The following is a 17213-nucleotide window of genomic DNA, read 5'->3' as shown; positions in this document are numbered from 1 at the left end:
ACAGACTTTTGCGCCATAACGCTGCCCGCGCATCCCTTCCTACTGATCAACAATGTCAAAGAACTCTAGAGCCGTAGCCCTCTACCTCCAGCCCGCGTCGCCGTCTCGCTGGCGCCGCACCCCGTCGGTGGAGGCGGGTTATAGGCCGCACCCAAGGAACTGTCAAACCCTTTTTTGGAAAAAAATGCGCTAAAAATGCAAAAAGTTGGAAAGCCGGTTTTCCCTTAATTCCCGCCGCAGCCCGCCATATCACTGTCTGATTGAGTGCGCCGCAGCATCATTTTGACCATATGGTTAGGAATTGCATTTCCCCGATTACGCCAACCGCAGAAAACAGCCGTTTCGCCCCTGACACCACCGCACCACCATTTTGCACAGCACAAAACGGGCATCCACAACCTTTCACCCCACCCCGGCCGTCTTTTGCGAACACATATATATAACGGGCCATCGTGAAATCAGATTTGCCCCGAAAAACCGGCACCAAAACACCGGGCCGTCACCGGCAATTTGCACACATATATATAAGTGTACGAATCATGGGATGCGCCGGATGCCGTCCGGCCCCGGCAGCGCGACATTCAGGATGGTGATTCGCAGATACCGGCACACATTTTGGCCAGCGATCATACGCATCGACAAAAGGTGTGAATTTAAATGGTTAACACGCTGCCATTTTCTTGCCATTCTCGCCATTCAGATCAGCGTCGTTCTTGTGAAGATCCTGCCTTATTCATTTCAACGGTTCGTAAACCATATCCCGGCATCATGGCCTTAACGGGATGGTGCCCAACCAGTGGTGAATTGGCATTTCACATTTACGAGTCTTTTTTGTATAAGGTTCGTGCCGATGTTGCCGCAAAGAGCAACTCGTTGGGCACACTGCATTATTAGTTCTAGGGGAGTTCTGCGGCAATGGCCGGAAGAGACTTGGTATCTATTGCCACCATCATGGCAATCTTGGGGGGGACTGCCGGTTTCATCCTCTCTGACCATTACTCCAACGCTTCGGATACCGCTTTGTCGGCCAATGCCGCTGAAAGCGAGTTAAGCGCTTCTCCCCCATCCAGTGTGACCGAAACGGCCAACCTGCCCGATAACGAGCCCCGTCTTGAAACGGTCGTGCTCGAAAAAGGTTCCAACCTGATGGCAACTTTAACCGCAGCGGGCCTTGAACGGTCGGTTGCCTTTAACGCCATCGAGGCGCTGCGCGATGTTTACAATCCCCGCAAACTGCGCGCCGGCCAGGAATTCGACCTTGTTTATGCAAGCGATGTCGACGGTGACAGCGACCTTTTTGATACCCTGCGTTTCCAGCCTGATCCCGAAACCGTTGTTCTGGTTTCCCGTACCGATGACGGCTTTACCGCGTCGAGTGACAAGGTCGCACTGACCCCTGTGCGCAATGTTTCGTCCGGCGTGATTGATCAGAGCCTGTTCCTTGCCGCCGAAAAGAACGGCATGCCGCTTTCGGTGCTGATGGAACTGATCGAGCTTTATTCCTATGAGGTCGACTTCCAGCGCGACATCCAGCCGGGTGACAGCTTCGAGGTGATGTTCGAAGAACTGCGCAATGAGTCGGGCGAACGTGTTCGCTATGGCGATGTGGTTTATGCCAGCATGACGCTGAGCGGCAACAATGTCCGTCTTTATTCCTACAAGGACAGCAATGGCGATATCGATTTCTATAACCAGAAGGGCGAATCGTATCGTCGTGCCCTGATGCGGACCCCGATCAATGGTGCGCGTCTGTCATCGGGCTTTGGCGCGCGCAAGCACCCGATTCTCGGTTTTACTAAAATGCATAAGGGTGTGGACTTTGCCGCCCCGCCAGGGACCCCGATTTTTGCGGCCGGTAACGGTACTGTTGCCAAAATCGGTCGCAATGGCGGGTACGGGAACTATATCCGTCTGCGCCACAACGATTCGTACGATACCGCATATGCCCATATGAAGGGCTTCGCCAAAGGCCTTAAACAGGGATCGCGGGTCAAGCAGGGGGATGTGATCGGATATGTCGGCACCACAGGTGCTTCAACCGGCCCCCACCTTCACTTCGAAATCCTGAAAAACAATGCGCAGGTCAACCCGATCAAGGTCAAGATGCCCAGCGGCAAGACCCTGAAAGGTGACGAACTCAAGACCTTCCAGGCGAAGGCAGAGGGGCTCCGCGGACAATATGCCGAGCTTTCCCTCCATAACCGCAAGGTTGCCAGCGCCGAATAGGCCGATACGGATACCAAGGCAGATGCCTTATAAAAAAGCCCACCGATCATCACCGGCGGGCTTTTTTAATATCTGAACTCAAGAACAAACCCCGCCTGCATGCAGACGGGGCTGGCTTGTCGATCGGCTCATCGGGCTTTTACCCGGTCAGGCCGCATCCCGTTCAAACTGCAATTTGGCAAGTCGGCTATATAGCGGGCTGGATTCCAGAAGCTCCTGATGGGTCCCCACCGCAATCAGTTTGCCATCATCAATCACCGCGATCCGGTCGGCATGCAGCACCGTCGCCAAACGGTGCGCGATCACAAGCGTGGTGCGGGTTTTCATGATGGTTTCAAGCGCCTTCTGAACCACCTGTTCGCTTTCGGCATCAAGCGCACTGGTGGCTTCGTCAAGCAGCAGGACCGACGGATTGCGCAGGATCGCACGTGCAATCGCGATGCGCTGCCGCTGCCCGCCAGAAAGACGCACACCCTTTTCACCAAGGAAGCTGTCAAAACCATCCGGCAGGCGATCAAGGAATTCGGTCGCATGCGCGGCATCGGCGGCGGCCCGGACATCTTCATCGGACGCATCCGGGCGGCCATAACGGATGTTTTCCCACGCATTGGCGGCAAAGATCACCGGATCCTGCGCCACAAGACCGATCCGTTCGCGGACCGATACCGGATCGGCGGTGCGGATATCGACATCGTCAACCTTGATAACCCCGCTTGCCGGATCATAGAATCGCAGCAAAAGCTGGAACACCGTCGTTTTACCGGCACCGGATGGGCCGACAAGGGCCACGGTTTCCCCCGGTCTGACCTGCAGCGAGAAACCGGTCAGGGCCGAACGATCCGGGCGCGCCGGGTAATGGAAAGTCACATCTTCAAAGCTGACATGGCCAAGATGTTTTTCGGGCATCCGGACCGGGTTTGCCGGTGCGGCAATGGCCGGTTTGGTTTCAAGCAGCCCCATCAGGCGTTCGGCCGCCCCTGCGGCACGCTGCAAATCGCCGATCACTTCGCTGATCGCACCGACCGAACCCGCAACCACGATGGCATAAAACACAAAGGCGGAAAGATCGCCTGCCGAAATCGTGCCATCGAGCACATCATGCCCGCCGATCCACAGGATCGTCCCCACCGCGCCAAAGACCATGACAATGACAACCGCGGTCAGAAGCGCCCGCGCCGAAATACGCGAAATCGCGGTTTTGAACGCCCCTTCGACGAAGCCGTCAAACTTGTCGCTTTCGATCTTTTCGTGGGTATAGGCCTGTACGGTGCGCAGCGCATTGAGCGATTCTTCGGAAAAGGCACTGACATCGGCGATGCGGTCCTGTGCCTCGCGCGACAGGCGGCGCACCCGGCGGCCATAGCCGATAATCGGCACAACCACCAGCGGCACGACGAGCAGAACAAGTGCTGTCAGCTTGGGGCTGGTCACCGCCAGCATGGTCAGGCCACCGACAAACATCAGGATATTGCGAAGCGCAATCGAGACACTTGATCCGATCACGACCTGCAAAAGCGTTGTGTCGGTCGTCAGGCGCGAGAGGACTTCACCGGTACGGGTAACTTCAAAGAAACCCGGATCAAGCCGGATGATATGAGCATAAACCGCCGAACGGATATCGGCAACCACGCGCTCCCCGATCCACGACACCAGAAAGAATCGGGCATAGCTTGCCCCGGCCATCAGAAGGGTGACCGCAAACAGAACAAAAAGCGCCTGATCAAGAAGGTCGGCATTGCCATCGGCAAATCCCCGATCGACAAGCATGCGCAACCCGCTGCCAAGCGCCAGAACCGTGCCAGAGGCAATCACCAGTGCGACCATTGCACCGGCCACCTGCAAGCGATAGGGCAGGACAAAGGGGATAATGGCGCGAAGAGCGGAAAAATTACGACTGGAGTCCCTGTCTGCAAGACGGGGTGAAGTACGGGGATTCAATGCCACGGCAACCTTCCAGTTTACGCTTTTCCTGCCAATTCCGGGTCCCGATCAGTCGAGATCAAGACGCCGCCCCGTCTTGACCGCAAGATCAGCCGAAAGCTGATCGGTCAGCGTCGTCGAGCCACGGGTGGACGTCCAGCTTTCATTGTCTTCATCGAAATCATAGTGGCTGGCACCACTGACCGGCGAGGACATCCAGATCTGACGGTTCGGGCCGTGTTTATTGATGATGAACTGTTCACCCGAGTCGAGTTCGATCGTCAGGATTCCCGATTGCAGATCGACATCAATATCGTCCCCCATCTCGTCATCAATATGATCCGAAAGGGTTTCAATGGTGTCATCAGCAAGCTGATGGAAGCGGGTTTCATCAAGGGCCACGATCAACACTCCGTCTGTCAAAAAGGGCTAAACGCCCCCTGGCAAGGCGACAATTCTATATGCTGGCGCACCATACTATATAAAGAGTCTCGCGCAAGTCTGCATCATGCAGATGATGCGGATTAATGCCCCGAATAGTGTGCAATATCACCATAAACCGGGATCAAAAATGGCCGTCGCCCCCCTTAATCCCGGTTTATCCAAGAATTCCCGGAGACAGGGGTTGCATAGGTCGATTTTTTACCTTATACACCGCGCTTCAAATTCCGGAGTGATAGGCGATGAAAAAAGACATCCATCCCGATTACCATGAAATCACCGTTCAGATGACGGACGGCAGCAGCTTCACCACCAAATCGACCTGGGGCAATCCGGGCGACGTTCTGAAGCTTGACATCGATCCGAAAAGCCATCCGGCTTGGACTGGTGTTCATCGTCTGCTCGACAGCGGCGGTCAGCTCGCGAAGTTCAAAAAACGCTTCGCCGGTTTCAATATCGGTAACTAAGCAAAGTTCGCCTTTCTGGCGATCTATGGGATCAGCGCCCGCTAGCGTCTTTACGATGCTGCGGGCGTTTTTCTTTTCCGGCTGCAGAATCAGGATGACGTGCAACCCTGCTATACGGGGGCATTAGGCATATTTAATGGTCATCCGGACATTTTCTTGCCATAATCTTCAACCGGCGCTATACCGCGCCGGTATCGGGGAAGGGGTCCCCCTAGTGTCAGGAAGACTGGGCTAATCGAATGAACCAGGTGATCGCGCGCACCCAGGTCAGCTATGAGGTCTATGTTAAAGACCGCTCAGGGCGTTGGCAGATTCACGCCCACTTTACCGGTGCGCAGAAAAAGCAGGCCGAGGAAGAAGCGCGCTCGCTTGAAAAGATGGCGCATGTCTCCGCCGTCAAGGTCATTCGCGAAGTCTATAACCACACCAATAATGCGGCTGACGAATACGTCATCTATGAAACGCGCCAAAGCGGTGCCCTGGAAAAGGCACAGGCAGCCCCGGCGCGCCCTGCCCCCGTTCGTGCCCCCGCCCCGGCCGCGGTCGAGCCCGAACCGGTTTCAAGCCCGGCCCCGAAGCCGATCCGCCCAAAGGCAAAGCCTGCGGCCCGCGATGAAAACCCCAGCCTGGTTGGCGTGGTTCTGAAACTGATGATTGCCTTTTGCATTGCGATTGCCATTGGTCTGGCCGCAATGCTTGGTGCTTCGCACGGGCTTGAATACCTGCCGCGTATGGGTGTTTCGATCAGTCAGGGCTTTTATGACAAAGCCAATTTCATATCCTTCATTGTCGGCTTCCTTGCCAGCGCGACACCGATGCTGATGAGCATCACGCGCAGGTTCAAGGGCAAGGCACGCACCGCACCGGTGCAGCAATCCGTCGCCCGGCAACCGGTCAAGGCAGTCCGCAAGACGGCATCACCGGGCCGCCCGTCCCTCTCAGGCGGTTTTGCCGAAATGGCGGCCGAGGCTGCGCGTTCTGAAAATGAAGCAACGCCTGATACGGGCGCGGATGAAACCGACGATACCAAATCCGCATCCGAACAGCGCGATGACGGCATCCCCGATCAGCCAATGGCCGTGACGCCCGCACTTCAGGCCACGCGCGAGGTCATGAAATCCTTCATCGCCGGTTCGATCGAAGCCATCAAGCGCACGGTTCCGAATATGGACGCCTATCATAAATTCGGCGTCAATCTTTACGTTGCCGGTGCCTGCGATGCCTGTAGCGAAAAGAACGCCCTTGAAGGAAGGCAGGGACGCAGCGTCCTGAAGGATTGCATTTCCGCCCTGGGTGCGACCGGCAGCATGGCTGACACGTTCTGCAAGAATGTCGATAGCTACATTCTGGAGCCGAAATACAAGGACATGTATGGCGCGGGCAGAAGCTCGATGGACGCCTATATGAAGGACGAGCGCAGCATCACCACATCGGTATCCCGCGCCATTGCCGCCTGGACCGAAAAGCCGACCGGCGCACCCGTTGCTGCTGGCGGCAAGAAGCTGCATGCGCTGATGTTCACCGATATCGTCAATTCCACCCAGATGACGCAGCAACTGGGCGATGTCGGCGCACAGCAGATGGTGCATATCCATAACCAGATCGTACGCACCGCGCTGATCAACAATTACGGCAAGGAAGTGAAGCATATGGGGGACGGCATCATGGCCGTGTTCCCGTCATCGGCAAGCTCCGTCGAAGCCGCCATCGAGATTCAGCGCAACATGGCCCAGCATAACGGCCGCGATGAATTGAAATTCCAGATCCGCATCGGTATCAATGCCGGCGAAGCCATTACCGAAGAAAACGACCTGTTTGGCAGCGTGGTGCAGCTTGCGGCACGCGTCTGTGCACAGGCCGGCGGTGATGAAATTCTGGTGTCGCAGAACGTCAAGGATACCTACGCCGGCAGCCGGGCGGCCTTCACATCGAAAGGCACACGCCAGATGAAGGGCTTTGCCGAACCGATAGAAGTCTTTGCCGCCACCTCGCGCGCCTGACTGACGTTATCACGCGCACGCAGGCAAACACCCCCTACCTACCCTCGTAAAGCGGCCAAACATGGTCAGGCTGAACAGCGTGCGGCGACCTGAAGTTCCATGCGGGCGGTACGCATGTAAAGTGAATGGGCACGTTCCATAAGATCAAGAAGGGCTGGCGGGAATCCCGTTGCTTCGTCGCAATCGCCACGAACACAGATTTGCAGATCAACCATCAGATCATCAAGATCAACGGCATCTTCCCAATCAATCTCGCCCTCTTCAACCGCACGCACCGCCAGCAGCCATGCCATCGCCCGGATCAGGCGGCTGGTCATGCGCATTTCCTCGATGAACTGGTTCATCTTGACGCTGTTGTGAAGGCCACGACGCGATGCGGTGCGGTTTGCTGAAAGGTAATTACGCGCCTCCACCAGCAGGGTGAAAGCCTCGTCATAGGTTCGCGAAAAAGGAACGATCGCGAAGTTGCTTTGATAGGGGTGCCCGATCTCGGTCGGGTGATCCTTATTTGCCATACCGCTTATATGGGAAACGGAGACCGGGCTTCAAGCATCCGCCAGAATTTGCCCTGAATTTGCCCCGAAATAGAAAGACCGCCCCAAAGGGCGGCCTTGCCTCAACCTGCTAAACTTGCCGGACTTTTTTGTTATTCTTGATCTTGTTTGTGGCCGAACTCTAGCCAGCGGTTGGCAAGGGGTCAAGGTAATTAATGTCGGAAATATGACAGTACGTATTAATACGTACCGAAATACGTATAAACAGTACGTAGAAGGCGAAAATATAAAAAGAACCGCCCTGAATTTGGGCGGTTCAGTTTAACAGGGAGGCATCGAAACATCACGTTCGACAAGGGGCCAAGCTCTGGCCCACTACTCATATATAAGACGGGAAGTTTAACATTCAATTAACCGGAGGTTTAAAAATATATCCTCACGTTTAATGTTTTGGCGCACCCGTCCCGTCAGTTCTTGAAAAGCGCCTCGGCCCCGGCACGCACGCCATTGCGATGCTCCATTGCCGCGTCGACGCGCACCAGTTCCTGTTCAAGGGCGGATCGATAATCGACAAGGTTTTCAATCGACATTCCGTCAAGGTTCCGCGGCAGGCCGAACATCGCGGCCAAAGGTTTTTGCAGGTCGTCTTCTTCCACAGTCATCCTCCTTTGACATTTTGCCCTTGGCGTTTTTCCCGCTATTACATAGTGACCGAACTTATCATTCGCCATGGAGTTTTGTCATGACCTTGCCAGACCTTTCCCCGGACCTTGCCAAAGACATGCAGGCAATCGAAATCCGTATCGACGGCGAGAACCGATATCTTGCCGCTGGCAAGGTGGCGATGCCGGAAATCACAAAGGGCGAGGTTCTGGTCCGCATCCACGCCGCCGGCGTCAACCGCCCGGACCTGATGCAGGTGGCCGGAATGTATCCGCCGCCCCCCGGCGCATCGGAAATCCCGGGGCTGGAGCTTTCGGGCGAAATTGTCGCCACCGCCCCCGATGTCACGCAATGGAAAATCGGTGATCGCGTCTGTGCCCTGGTCACTGGCGGCGGCTATGCCCAATATGCCGCCGTCCCCGCCGCGCAATGCCTGCCGATCCCGGCCGGTCTTTCCATGACAGAAGCAGCATCCCTTCCCGAAACCTTCTTTACCGTCTGGCATAATGTGTTCGACAAGGCCGGGCTGAAACAGGGCGAAACATTCCTTGTCCATGGCGGGACATCTGGGATCGGCACCACCGCGATCCAGCTTGCCAAGGCATTTGGCGCGCGCGTGATCACAACGGCGGGCACCGATGAAAAATGCCAGGCCTGTCTGGACCTTGGCGCGGACATCGCCATCAACTACAAAACACAGGATTTCGTTGAAGAGGTAAAAACCGCAACCAGCGGCAAGGGGGCGGATGTCATCCTTGATATGGTCGCAGGCGATTATGTCAGCCGCAATTTCAAGGCGGCTGCGATGGAAGGCCGTATCTTGATCATTGCCTTCCTGAACGGGCCCAAGGCCGAAACCAACTTTACCCCGCTTCTGTTAAAACGCCTGACCCTGATGGGATCAACCCTGCGCGCCCAGCCGGTTACCAACAAGGGCGCAATCGCAGGCAAACTTCGCCAGCAGGTCTGGCCGCTATTTGAAAACGGCACGATCAAACCGGTCATTTACCAAACGCTGCCGATGAATGAAGCCCAGGCCGCACACGACATTTTGCGGGGTGGCGCACATGTTGGAAAAGTGGTACTGGAAGTGCCTTGATCGTTTACGGATCGGGGTTGAAGGCATATTCGGTCAGTACCGGCTTCACCCTTTCCCGGCAACTGGCCTTTGATTGCGGGACGAAAAGAAATATTCTTTTCGATAACCTGCAACAGATTGTTGCTTTTAACCGCACATTGATCGAAAAGAGCGCTGTGGCGGTTCCAGCGACGCGCGGCACCCACTTTGGGTTGCCTTTGCAGCGTTGCCGGAACACCAAAACAGATTATATTCTGGGGCAAATATTCCCGCGTTTTTGGGGTTCATCCCATCGCCGGTCTCCAGATGAGAAAGAGTAAACAGGAGGAATTATGGCTCAGCCCCTCATGCCCAAAGCAACGGCCGTATGGCTTATCGACAATACCGGCTTGTCGTTCCGGCAGATTGCAGCCTTTACCGAGCTGCATGAACTGGAAATTCAGGCCATCGCCGATGGCGATGTCAATCAGGGGATTGTCGGCCTTGATCCGGTTGCCAATGGTCAGTTGACCAAAGACGAGATCGCCCGCTGCGAAGCCGATCCGCGTGCATTGCTGAAAATGGCAAAGTCCGATCTGCCGCGTCCGCGCGCACATGGCAAAGGGGCTCGTTACACCCCGGTTTCCAAACGTCAGGATCGCCCGAATGCAATCGCGTGGCTGCTCAAGCATCATCCGGAACTCTCGGATGCGCAGATTTGCAAACTGATCGGCACCACCAAGGACACGATTGGCAAAATCCGCGACCGTACGCACTGGAACTCGGCCAACCTGACACCGCGCAACCCGGTGACCATGGGTCTTTGCATCGAACTTGATCTTGAAAAACAGGTCGTGATCGCGCGCAGCAAGAACCCGGAAAAGGTCGTCAAGAATGTCGAGCCCGATCCGCTGCCCGAAGAATTGCAGATCAACCCGGAACCGGATTATCCCGGCAAGAAGGACGATCGCAAGAAAGAAGAACCCAAAACATCCGATTACATGGAAGCAGCAGAAAACCTGTTCCGCTCCTGATCGATGCAAAGGCCGCCCCAACCGGGCGGCCTTTTCTCTTTGGTGACCAACCTAAAAGCGAATATGTTTTGTTTCATATGAATGCCGTGAAACGGTAATATTCCTGAAATGAACACGCCATAACATTCGCTTAAACAAAAACCGCAAAACAATCGCCAAAGAAGCATCTCATGCAAAAACGTCCGACTGAACGTCAGGCCAGTATCGTTGAACTTGTCCGCGCTGACGGTTTCAAGACCATTGAACAGCTTGCCGAACGTTTTCAGGTAACCCCGCAAACCATCCGACGCGATGTAAACGCCCTTTGCGACGAAGGATTACTGCGACGTCGCCACGGCGGGGTTGAACCGGCACTTGAACATGAAAACATCGCCTATCGGGCGCGCAAGGTTTTGCATGTGAATGAAAAGCGCAAGATCGCGGCACTGGTCGCGCGCGCCATTCCCGATGGCGCCTCGCTGTTCTTTTCAATCGGCACCACGCCGGAACTGGTGGCAAGTGCGCTTTTGCAGCATCGCGGTTTGCGGATTTTCACCAACAACCTCAATGTTGCCTATGTCGCCGCCACCAATGACAGCTTTGACGTCACCCTGATCGGCGGCCGGTTGCGCAATCGCGACCGCGATGTTCTGGGGCCAGAGGTCGAGGCATTCTTCAACAGCTACAAGGTCGATTACGGCATTTTCGGTGTTGGCGGCATTGATGCCGATGGCAGCCTACTCGACTTTGACGAACAGGAAGTCCGTGCGCGTTCCGCCATTCTGACCAATTCGCGCCAGACCTATCTGGTGGCCGATCACACCAAATTCGGGCGGAATGCCGTGGTGCGTGGCGGCTCCGTCACACAGGTAACCGCCTTCTTCACCGATTGCCCGCCGCCCGATGCCATCATTCAGATGATCGAAAAACACGGGGTTGCCCTGCATATCCCCGAACCGAACGCCGAATTCCCGACCTTCTTCGTCCCCGAAGAAGACTAGGGCCAGGCCCCCAAGGTCAACCCCCAATCACTATTTGCAATTGCGACGCCAGGCAAATTCAACGGGCATTCTCCGCTGTGGGAGGATCCCTTGATGTCATGATCGTTTTATGGCTATCCGCCGGTGTAATCGCTGCCACCGTGCGCGGCGATAAACATGGCGACGGCGGATCGGCAATAGGATTCTATCTCGTCATCGTCCTCTGCTCTCGCCTCATCGAAGCGCGCGATAATCAGCAGATCGGATCCTTTGAAAAGCGCGGCAAACAAACGGGCGGACCGGAGAGGATCGGGCACGTTCAGAAGCGCCTTCGCGTGCAACTGACGCAACAGAGTCTCGATTTGGGTAATGACATGGACAGGGCCGGCTTCGTAATGGAGCTTACTTAAAGACTTTTGATTCGTCTTGTCGGCCATGACCATGGCTTCGACACTACGGACATCCGGGTTCAACAATGTGCGAAGCAGGGATGATCCCACCGCCATGAGTTGATCTTCGACCGAACCGCCGACACCCTCAAGAAGGACCTGCGGTGCAAAAAACTGATGGCAGCCGTCCGCGATGGCCGTGCTGAACAGTGCCTCCTTGTTCTCGAAATGCCGATAGATGCTGAGCTTGGATATCTTCGCTCGCTCGGCGACCTTGTCCATTGTCGTCGCTTGAAAACCCAATTCCACAAAGAGTTCGCGCGCGGCGTCGACGATCGTTTGGCCAAGCGCCTCGTTGACGGGCCGGCCACGCCGGGCATGGCTATTTTTTTCGGTCACGATAATTCCAGTACTTGACAGTATCTTTATTTCAGAATTACGATACCACTTAGTTTCATAAATCTGCAAGCCAAAGATTGGATTTTACCCTGTCTCCCAAATCAATTTTCCCGAGGTCGTCCGGCGATATCGAATGCGGCATCGCATGGCAGGACAACACAGTGATGGACCACTATCTCGGCGATGTCGGAGCCCTGCGCGCGGCTCGCCTCATGCACGTATTGCCCGCCATTTTGCGCTACGGCCAACTCTCCCTCCTCTATCCGCAACACGGAGCCCGTTGATATGAATGACGTTATCATCATCGGTGGCAGCTTTGCCGGCCTTGCCGCTGCCCTTCAACTCGGTCGCGCCCGCCGCAAGGTCACAGTTCTCGACACCGGCCTGCCGCGCAATCGCTTCGCTGGCCACTCGCACGGTGTACTCGGTCACGATCACAGGCCACCGTCCAGCATCTTGGCCGAGGCGCGACAGCAGCTAGCGCGATATCCCACGATCAGGCTGGTCAATGCCCGGGCCGAGAGCATCTCCGGCACCATCGATAATTTCTCCCTCCTCACTGGCGATGGCGAGAGCCTTGGTACACGCCGCCTGATCCTGAGCTATGGCGTTGTCGACCAGATGCCTGCTGTTCCTGGCTTTGCCGAGAGCTGGGGCACATCCATCATCCCCTGCCCCTACTGCGATGGCTTTGAAGTCGCCGACCAGCATTGGGGCCTTATCTGGTCGGGTCCGCAGTCGATGAATCAGGTCAGGCTGTTTCACGATTGGACCGAGAATTTGACGGTCTTCGCCGATGGTCACGACATCGCACCCGACATACGGGCCGATCTGGCGGGCCGTCAGGTATCTGTCGTTGATGGCCGGATCATCGAGGTCACCCGTCAGGGAGGGCATAATGCCACAATCAACCTCGATACCGGCCTCGATGTTGCAGTCGATATCCTGTTCGCGCATCCGCGCACCAAGCCCTCTGCAAGCCTGCATGAATCACTGGGCCTCGCCACGGTCGATACGCCAGTCGGCATCGCTATCAAGACCGATGAACGCCGCGAAACCAGCGTGCCCGGCATCTACGCCGCCGGTGACCTTGCCAACCCCGGCATTCCCTCGGTCACCACGGCAACATGGCAAGGCGCAATGGCGGGCATCTTCGCTCAGCAGTCGATGCTGGTTTGAGAGCACAGGTTCCCTTCTTCGGTTGCTGCGGGCTATCTTATTCAGAAGAGTGCGGGCCGACGTGAAGGAGCGGGGCTCCCTCTAGCCTGAGGGAGAGCCTAGCTAAGGAAGAGGCAGAACAAGGATATAGCATGGCAGAGCAAAGCCCCTATCAGATCGCCGATTGGAATGACCAAAGAGGGGAGCGCTGGGTCGTCCATCAGGCACGGCTCGACGCCATGATGGCGGCGTTCGGTCAGGCCGCAATCGAAGCCGCCGCACCCGCCACGGACGAACGCGTGTTGGACGTCGGCTGCGGTGCGGGGGCGTCCAGTCTGGATATCGCCACCCGCGTCGGCTCCGGAGGCCATATACTAGGCGTGGATATTTCCCAACCGCTGATCGGTCGAGCACGCGCGCTTGCTCCACAGGATACGCCAGCCCTGTTCCAGGTAGCCGACGCCAGCAGCGTCAAGCTGCCCCAAGGCGCATTCGACATCCTGTTCTCGCGTTTCGGGGTGATGTTCTTTGACGATCCGACAAGGGCATTCGCCCATATGCGCCGGGCACTCAAGCCGGGCGGACGGGTCGCTTTCGTCTGCTGGCGCGGCGCGGCAGAAAACGATTGGGTGCGCCTGCCGATGAGCGCGATCAGGGATATCGTCCCGACGATGGCTCTCCCCGATCCCGAAGCGCCCGGCCCATTCTCGTTCGGTGATCGGGAGCGGGTAGCGCGCATCCTAACGGCGGCTGGCTTCACCGATATCACTGTCACACCCTTCGATGCTTCCATCCCGTTTGGCGAAGGAGCAACGCGGGACGCGGCGATTGACGACGCGGTGAAGATGACGCTAGAGGTTGGCCCACTGTCGCGCTCGCTCGCTGATCAGCCCGACGATATCCGCTCCCGCGCCTCGGCCGCAGTTCGTGCTGCCTTCGCGGGCCGCTCCGACGAGCAGTCGGTGATGATCGACGGCGCGACATGGATCGTCACCGCACGCAATCCGGCAAAGTGACGGGGATTAGCATGTGAGATGCCCCGCTCGGTAGAGGGGGTCGGCCAACATGGCCCCTCGACGACGATTTATAACCGCTGAAACCGATGTAGCCGCCGAGGCATTCTGGCTCTGAACAAGTCTGAACCCTAAGCCCCCGTCCAGTCACGCGCTGCCGCAATCAATCCGTTGCGGACTTCGCGCAATCCGCTGCCCATCACCTTGTCGCGCCGGACCACAAGCGCCAGACGGCGCGCAAGGTCCGGGGCAAGCTTACGGGTCTTGATCGGGAACTGTGTTCGGCCCAACCGTGCGCCCATGGCAGGCAAAATCGTTGCTCCCAACCCGGCACCCACCAGTTCCTTGATCGCCTCGACACTGCCCAGTTCCATGATGGAATGCCCGGCAACCCCCGCCGCACGCAGCCAGTCATCAACAATGGTTCGTGTCTGGCCACCGCGTTCATACAGAACCAATGGAATATCTGCGAGATCAGCCGGCCGGACCAGATCGGGCACATCCATCCCCTCGGGAAAGATCGCGACAAACGGATCGGTCAAAACCGGCACGATATCCAGACTGCGCCCGCTGGCGGGTAATGTCACCAGCCCGATATCAAGGCTGTTCTCCTCAATCGATTTCAGAACGTCGCTGGTATTGCCGGTGCGAACGATGATTTCCAGCTTCGGGAAACGGCGCTGCAACTGCTCCAGAACCTTTGGCAGGAAATAGATGCAGGCCGTTGCACCGGTTCCGATGCGCACCTGCCCGACCGTACCACTGGCAAATCCCGCCACCGCATCCAGGGCGTTCTGAACGGATGCGTCAATCTCCCCCACCCGGTCCAGCAAGGCCTGCCCGGCGGGTGTTGGCATCGCGCGTTTGCCGACGCGCTCAATCAACCGCACGCCAAGACGATCTTCAAGCTGGCGGATCTGCTGACTGATCGCAGGCTGGCTTAAATTCTGCCGGGCGGCGGCGGCAGAAAAACTGCCAAGCTCGATGACATCGGCAAAGGCATGCATCTGATCAAGGTTAAGACCACGCATCTAAAACTATTCCTTATGATTTGCATAAGAATACAAATCTTATCTTATTTCAGATGACCGGCTAATGTCACGCCATACAGTTAATCTCTGATATGGAATCCCGATCGATGTCGACCGATACACTGCCTGCAACCGCCAAAACGTCCGATCTCGTCATACGCGATGCCAATCATTCCGACATTGCCGCCATCACCGCGATTTACCGCCACCATGTTCTGACCGGTACCGCCTCGTTCGAAGAAATCCCGCCGTCTGAGACCGAAATCACCAATCGCTTTGATGCCATTCGTGGCTATGGTCTGCCCTATCTGGTCGCCCTGCGCGGTGATGTTATCGTCGGCTATTGCTATGCCAGTCTCTATCGCCCGCGTTCGGCCTATCGCCACACGGTGGAAAATTCGATCTATGTCGCGCCGGATTACGTCGGGCACGGGATCGGTGCGGCCCTGATGGCGGCCCTTCTGGAACGCTGCGAGGCCGGTCCGTGGCGGCAGATGGTTGCCGCCATCGGTGATAGCAAAAACCACGCATCGATTGCCCTGCATCGGAAATTCGGCTTCGACATGACCGGCACCTTCCACAATGTCGGCTACAAGTTCGGCACATGGCTTGACTCGGTTCTGATGCAACGCCCGCTTGGCACCGATCAACCACTCATCCCCGGCCCAGCCGATAAATGATCACCCGCACACTCGTCATAAAGCTGGGACTGGGGCAGCTCATCAGTTGGGGCACGGCCTATTATCTGATTGGCAATTTCGGAACCCTGATCGCCCAACATCACGGCTGGTCCAGCAGCGTGGTTTATGCCGGTTTCTCGGCAAGCCTTCTGACCATGGCTGTCGTCTCGCCCTTTTGCGGCAGGATGATCGACCGTCACGGCGGGCGGATCATCATGACGTTGGGGTCGTGCCTCAATGCCCTTGGCTGTCTGATCCTTGCATTCGCCGATCAGCAGATCATGCATTTCATCGGCTGGATCGTTCTTGGGCTTGCCATGCGGGCCACGCTTTATGATGCGGCCTTTGCAACCCTCGCCCGGATTGGCGGGCGCGATGCCAGACGGGCGATGGGGCAGATCACGCTTTTTGGCGGCCTGGCCTCAACCGTCTTCTGGCCGCTCGGCCATTTGATCCAGTCTGAATTCGGCATCACCATCGCCCTTGTCGCCTATGCCGGTTTTGCCCTTCTGACCGTCCCGATGTACGCCGCCATCCCCGATGCCCGACATAGTGCACCTTCGGGAACGGGAACCACCCTCAATTCCTCCGATGATGCCGACAATACCGATGATCAGGGACTGGCAACACATCAACGCCTGTGCGGCTTTCTGTATGCCGTGATCGTCACCCTGCTCAATGTCGTGAATGCCGCGATGTCGGCCCACATGATCGCGATCCTGATCGGGCTTGGCTTAACCACCGCCGCCGCGATCAATGCCGCATCGCTGCGCGGTATCGGACAATCCGCCGCCCGTGCCGCCGAAGTCCTGTTTGGCAAACGCATCGCCCCGGCAAGCCTGACATTGTTTGCCACGGCCCTTTTGCCGCTGTGTTTCGTGCTTGCCTTCTGGGGCGATCAGTTTGCGCTTGCCGCCATGACCTTCACCCTGCTTTACGGGGCTGCAAACGGCGTCCTGACAATCACCCGCGGAACCCTTCCCCTGATGATCTTTGGCAATGCCCGATACGGCCATCAGGTCGGACGATTGCTGGTGCCGGGCTTTATCCTCTCCGCCCTCGCGCCCAGCCTCTACGAACGCGCCATCACACTCTGGGGACCGACGGGCGCGCTCTGGCTTTCCATCGGCCTGCTGACCTGTGCCTTTGGGGCTGCCATGTGGCTTTACCTGCTGTTACGACCGCAAAGCTCCGAAACCCGCCCGGCCCCCATCGCCTGATAGGCATCCTTCGTAAAAGCCACCCGCAAATCAAATCCGCGGGCACTCAGATTGTCCCATGC

At 57.0% G+C, this 17213-nt stretch carries 17 protein-coding genes; 11 read left to right on the top strand and 6 right to left on the bottom strand.

The features are described 5' to 3' along the window. Positions 1 to 915: 915 nt before the first annotated feature. Positions 916 to 2226, top strand: coding sequence for a M23 family metallopeptidase (locus AUP42_RS20470; protein ID WP_231858373.1), 1311 nt, complete (start codon positions 916 to 918; stop codon positions 2224 to 2226). A gap of 147 nt (positions 2227 to 2373) precedes the next feature. On the opposite strand, the gene AUP42_RS20465 is transcribed toward AUP42_RS20470, so the two are convergent. Both AUP42_RS20465 and cyaY read right to left on the bottom strand, forming a co-directional pair. Beyond that, positions 2374 to 4170, bottom strand: a complete 1797-nt coding sequence (locus AUP42_RS20465) for an ABC transporter transmembrane domain-containing protein (protein WP_062953432.1) — start codon at positions 4168 to 4170, stop codon at positions 2374 to 2376. 45 nt (positions 4171 to 4215) lie between these two features. Continuing rightward, a complete protein-coding gene (gene cyaY, locus AUP42_RS20460) occupies positions 4216 to 4548 on the bottom strand; it encodes an iron donor protein CyaY (protein ID WP_062953431.1) in 333 nt (110 codons plus the stop codon). Positions 4549 to 4829: 281 nt separating this feature from the next. On the opposite strand from cyaY, the gene rpmE reads away from it, so the two are divergent. Both rpmE and AUP42_RS20450 read left to right on the top strand, forming a co-directional pair. Continuing rightward, positions 4830 to 5054: a 50S ribosomal protein L31 gene (rpmE, locus tag AUP42_RS20455; protein WP_062953430.1), complete on the top strand. Its 225-nt coding sequence runs from the start codon at positions 4830 to 4832 to the stop codon at positions 5052 to 5054. A gap of 239 nt (positions 5055 to 5293) precedes the next feature. Further along, a complete protein-coding gene (locus AUP42_RS20450; RefSeq protein ID WP_062953429.1) occupies positions 5294 to 7054 on the top strand; it encodes an adenylate/guanylate cyclase domain-containing protein in 1761 nt (586 codons plus the stop codon). 65 nt (positions 7055 to 7119) lie between these two features. Here the strand turns inward: AUP42_RS20450 and AUP42_RS20445 are convergent, their stop codons facing one another. Both AUP42_RS20445 and AUP42_RS20440 read right to left on the bottom strand, forming a co-directional pair. Further along, complete coding sequence (locus tag AUP42_RS20445; RefSeq protein ID WP_062953428.1) at positions 7120 to 7569, bottom strand: DUF1465 family protein; 450 nt, start codon at positions 7567 to 7569, stop codon at positions 7120 to 7122. Positions 7570 to 8015: 446 nt separating this feature from the next. Beyond that, on the bottom strand, positions 8016 to 8210 hold the full coding sequence (locus AUP42_RS20440; protein WP_062953427.1) for a DUF1192 domain-containing protein: 195 nt from the start codon (positions 8208 to 8210) through the stop codon (positions 8016 to 8018). Positions 8211 to 8290: 80 nt separating this feature from the next. Between AUP42_RS20440 and AUP42_RS20435 the strand changes: the two genes are divergently transcribed. The 4 genes from AUP42_RS20435 to AUP42_RS20420 all read left to right on the top strand — a co-directional run bounded on the left by AUP42_RS20435 (position 8291) and on the right by AUP42_RS20420 (position 11282). Continuing rightward, positions 8291 to 9310, top strand: coding sequence for an NAD(P)H-quinone oxidoreductase (locus tag AUP42_RS20435; RefSeq protein ID WP_062953426.1), 1020 nt, complete (start codon positions 8291 to 8293; stop codon positions 9308 to 9310). Continuing rightward, positions 9307 to 9609 carry a hypothetical protein gene (locus AUP42_RS20430; protein WP_062953425.1) on the top strand — a complete coding sequence of 101 codons (303 nt, stop codon included), beginning with the start codon at positions 9307 to 9309 and terminating at the stop codon, positions 9607 to 9609. Before AUP42_RS20435 ends, AUP42_RS20430 begins: the two co-directional genes overlap by 4 nt. A gap of 12 nt (positions 9610 to 9621) precedes the next feature. Continuing rightward, the gene (locus AUP42_RS20425; protein ID WP_062953424.1) at positions 9622 to 10302 is read left to right on the top strand and encodes a DUF1013 domain-containing protein; all 681 of its coding nucleotides are present in this window, start codon (positions 9622 to 9624) and stop codon (positions 10300 to 10302) included. Positions 10303 to 10472: 170 nt separating this feature from the next. After that, on the top strand, positions 10473 to 11282 hold the full coding sequence (locus AUP42_RS20420) for a DeoR/GlpR family DNA-binding transcription regulator (RefSeq protein WP_062953423.1): 810 nt from the start codon (positions 10473 to 10475) through the stop codon (positions 11280 to 11282). Positions 11283 to 11395: 113 nt separating this feature from the next. Here the strand turns inward: AUP42_RS20420 and AUP42_RS20415 are convergent, their stop codons facing one another. Further along, positions 11396 to 12049: a TetR/AcrR family transcriptional regulator gene (locus AUP42_RS20415; RefSeq protein WP_062953422.1), complete on the bottom strand. Its 654-nt coding sequence runs from the start codon at positions 12047 to 12049 to the stop codon at positions 11396 to 11398. Between the two features lie 285 nt (positions 12050 to 12334). Between AUP42_RS20415 and AUP42_RS20410 the strand changes: the two genes are divergently transcribed. Next, positions 12335 to 13228 carry an NAD(P)/FAD-dependent oxidoreductase gene (locus tag AUP42_RS20410; RefSeq protein ID WP_062953421.1) on the top strand — a complete coding sequence of 298 codons (894 nt, stop codon included), beginning with the start codon at positions 12335 to 12337 and terminating at the stop codon, positions 13226 to 13228. A gap of 131 nt (positions 13229 to 13359) precedes the next feature. Beyond that, positions 13360 to 14223 carry a class I SAM-dependent methyltransferase gene (locus tag AUP42_RS20405; RefSeq protein ID WP_062953420.1) on the top strand — a complete coding sequence of 288 codons (864 nt, stop codon included), beginning with the start codon at positions 13360 to 13362 and terminating at the stop codon, positions 14221 to 14223. A gap of 128 nt (positions 14224 to 14351) precedes the next feature. On the opposite strand, the gene AUP42_RS20400 is transcribed toward AUP42_RS20405, so the two are convergent. Then, the gene (locus tag AUP42_RS20400) at positions 14352 to 15251 is read right to left on the bottom strand and encodes a LysR family transcriptional regulator (RefSeq protein WP_062953419.1); all 900 of its coding nucleotides are present in this window, start codon (positions 15249 to 15251) and stop codon (positions 14352 to 14354) included. 107 nt (positions 15252 to 15358) lie between these two features. On the opposite strand from AUP42_RS20400, the gene AUP42_RS20395 reads away from it, so the two are divergent. Then, positions 15359 to 15931 (top strand): GNAT family N-acetyltransferase, encoded by a 573-nt coding sequence (locus tag AUP42_RS20395; protein ID WP_062953418.1) that lies wholly within the window; start codon positions 15359 to 15361, stop codon positions 15929 to 15931. Beyond that, a complete protein-coding gene (locus AUP42_RS20390) occupies positions 15928 to 17151 on the top strand; it encodes an MFS transporter (protein WP_062953417.1) in 1224 nt (407 codons plus the stop codon). Before AUP42_RS20395 ends, AUP42_RS20390 begins: the two co-directional genes overlap by 4 nt. The last annotated feature ends 62 nt before the right edge of the window (positions 17152 to 17213 follow it).

Source organism: Thalassospira lucentensis, from assembly GCF_001613805.1.
In the GTDB taxonomy this organism is placed as follows: domain Bacteria; phylum Pseudomonadota; class Alphaproteobacteria; order Rhodospirillales; family Thalassospiraceae; genus Thalassospira; species Thalassospira lucentensis_A.
Note: the sequence above shows the minus strand (reverse complement) of the source record. Positions and strands in the feature narration are given on the sequence as shown.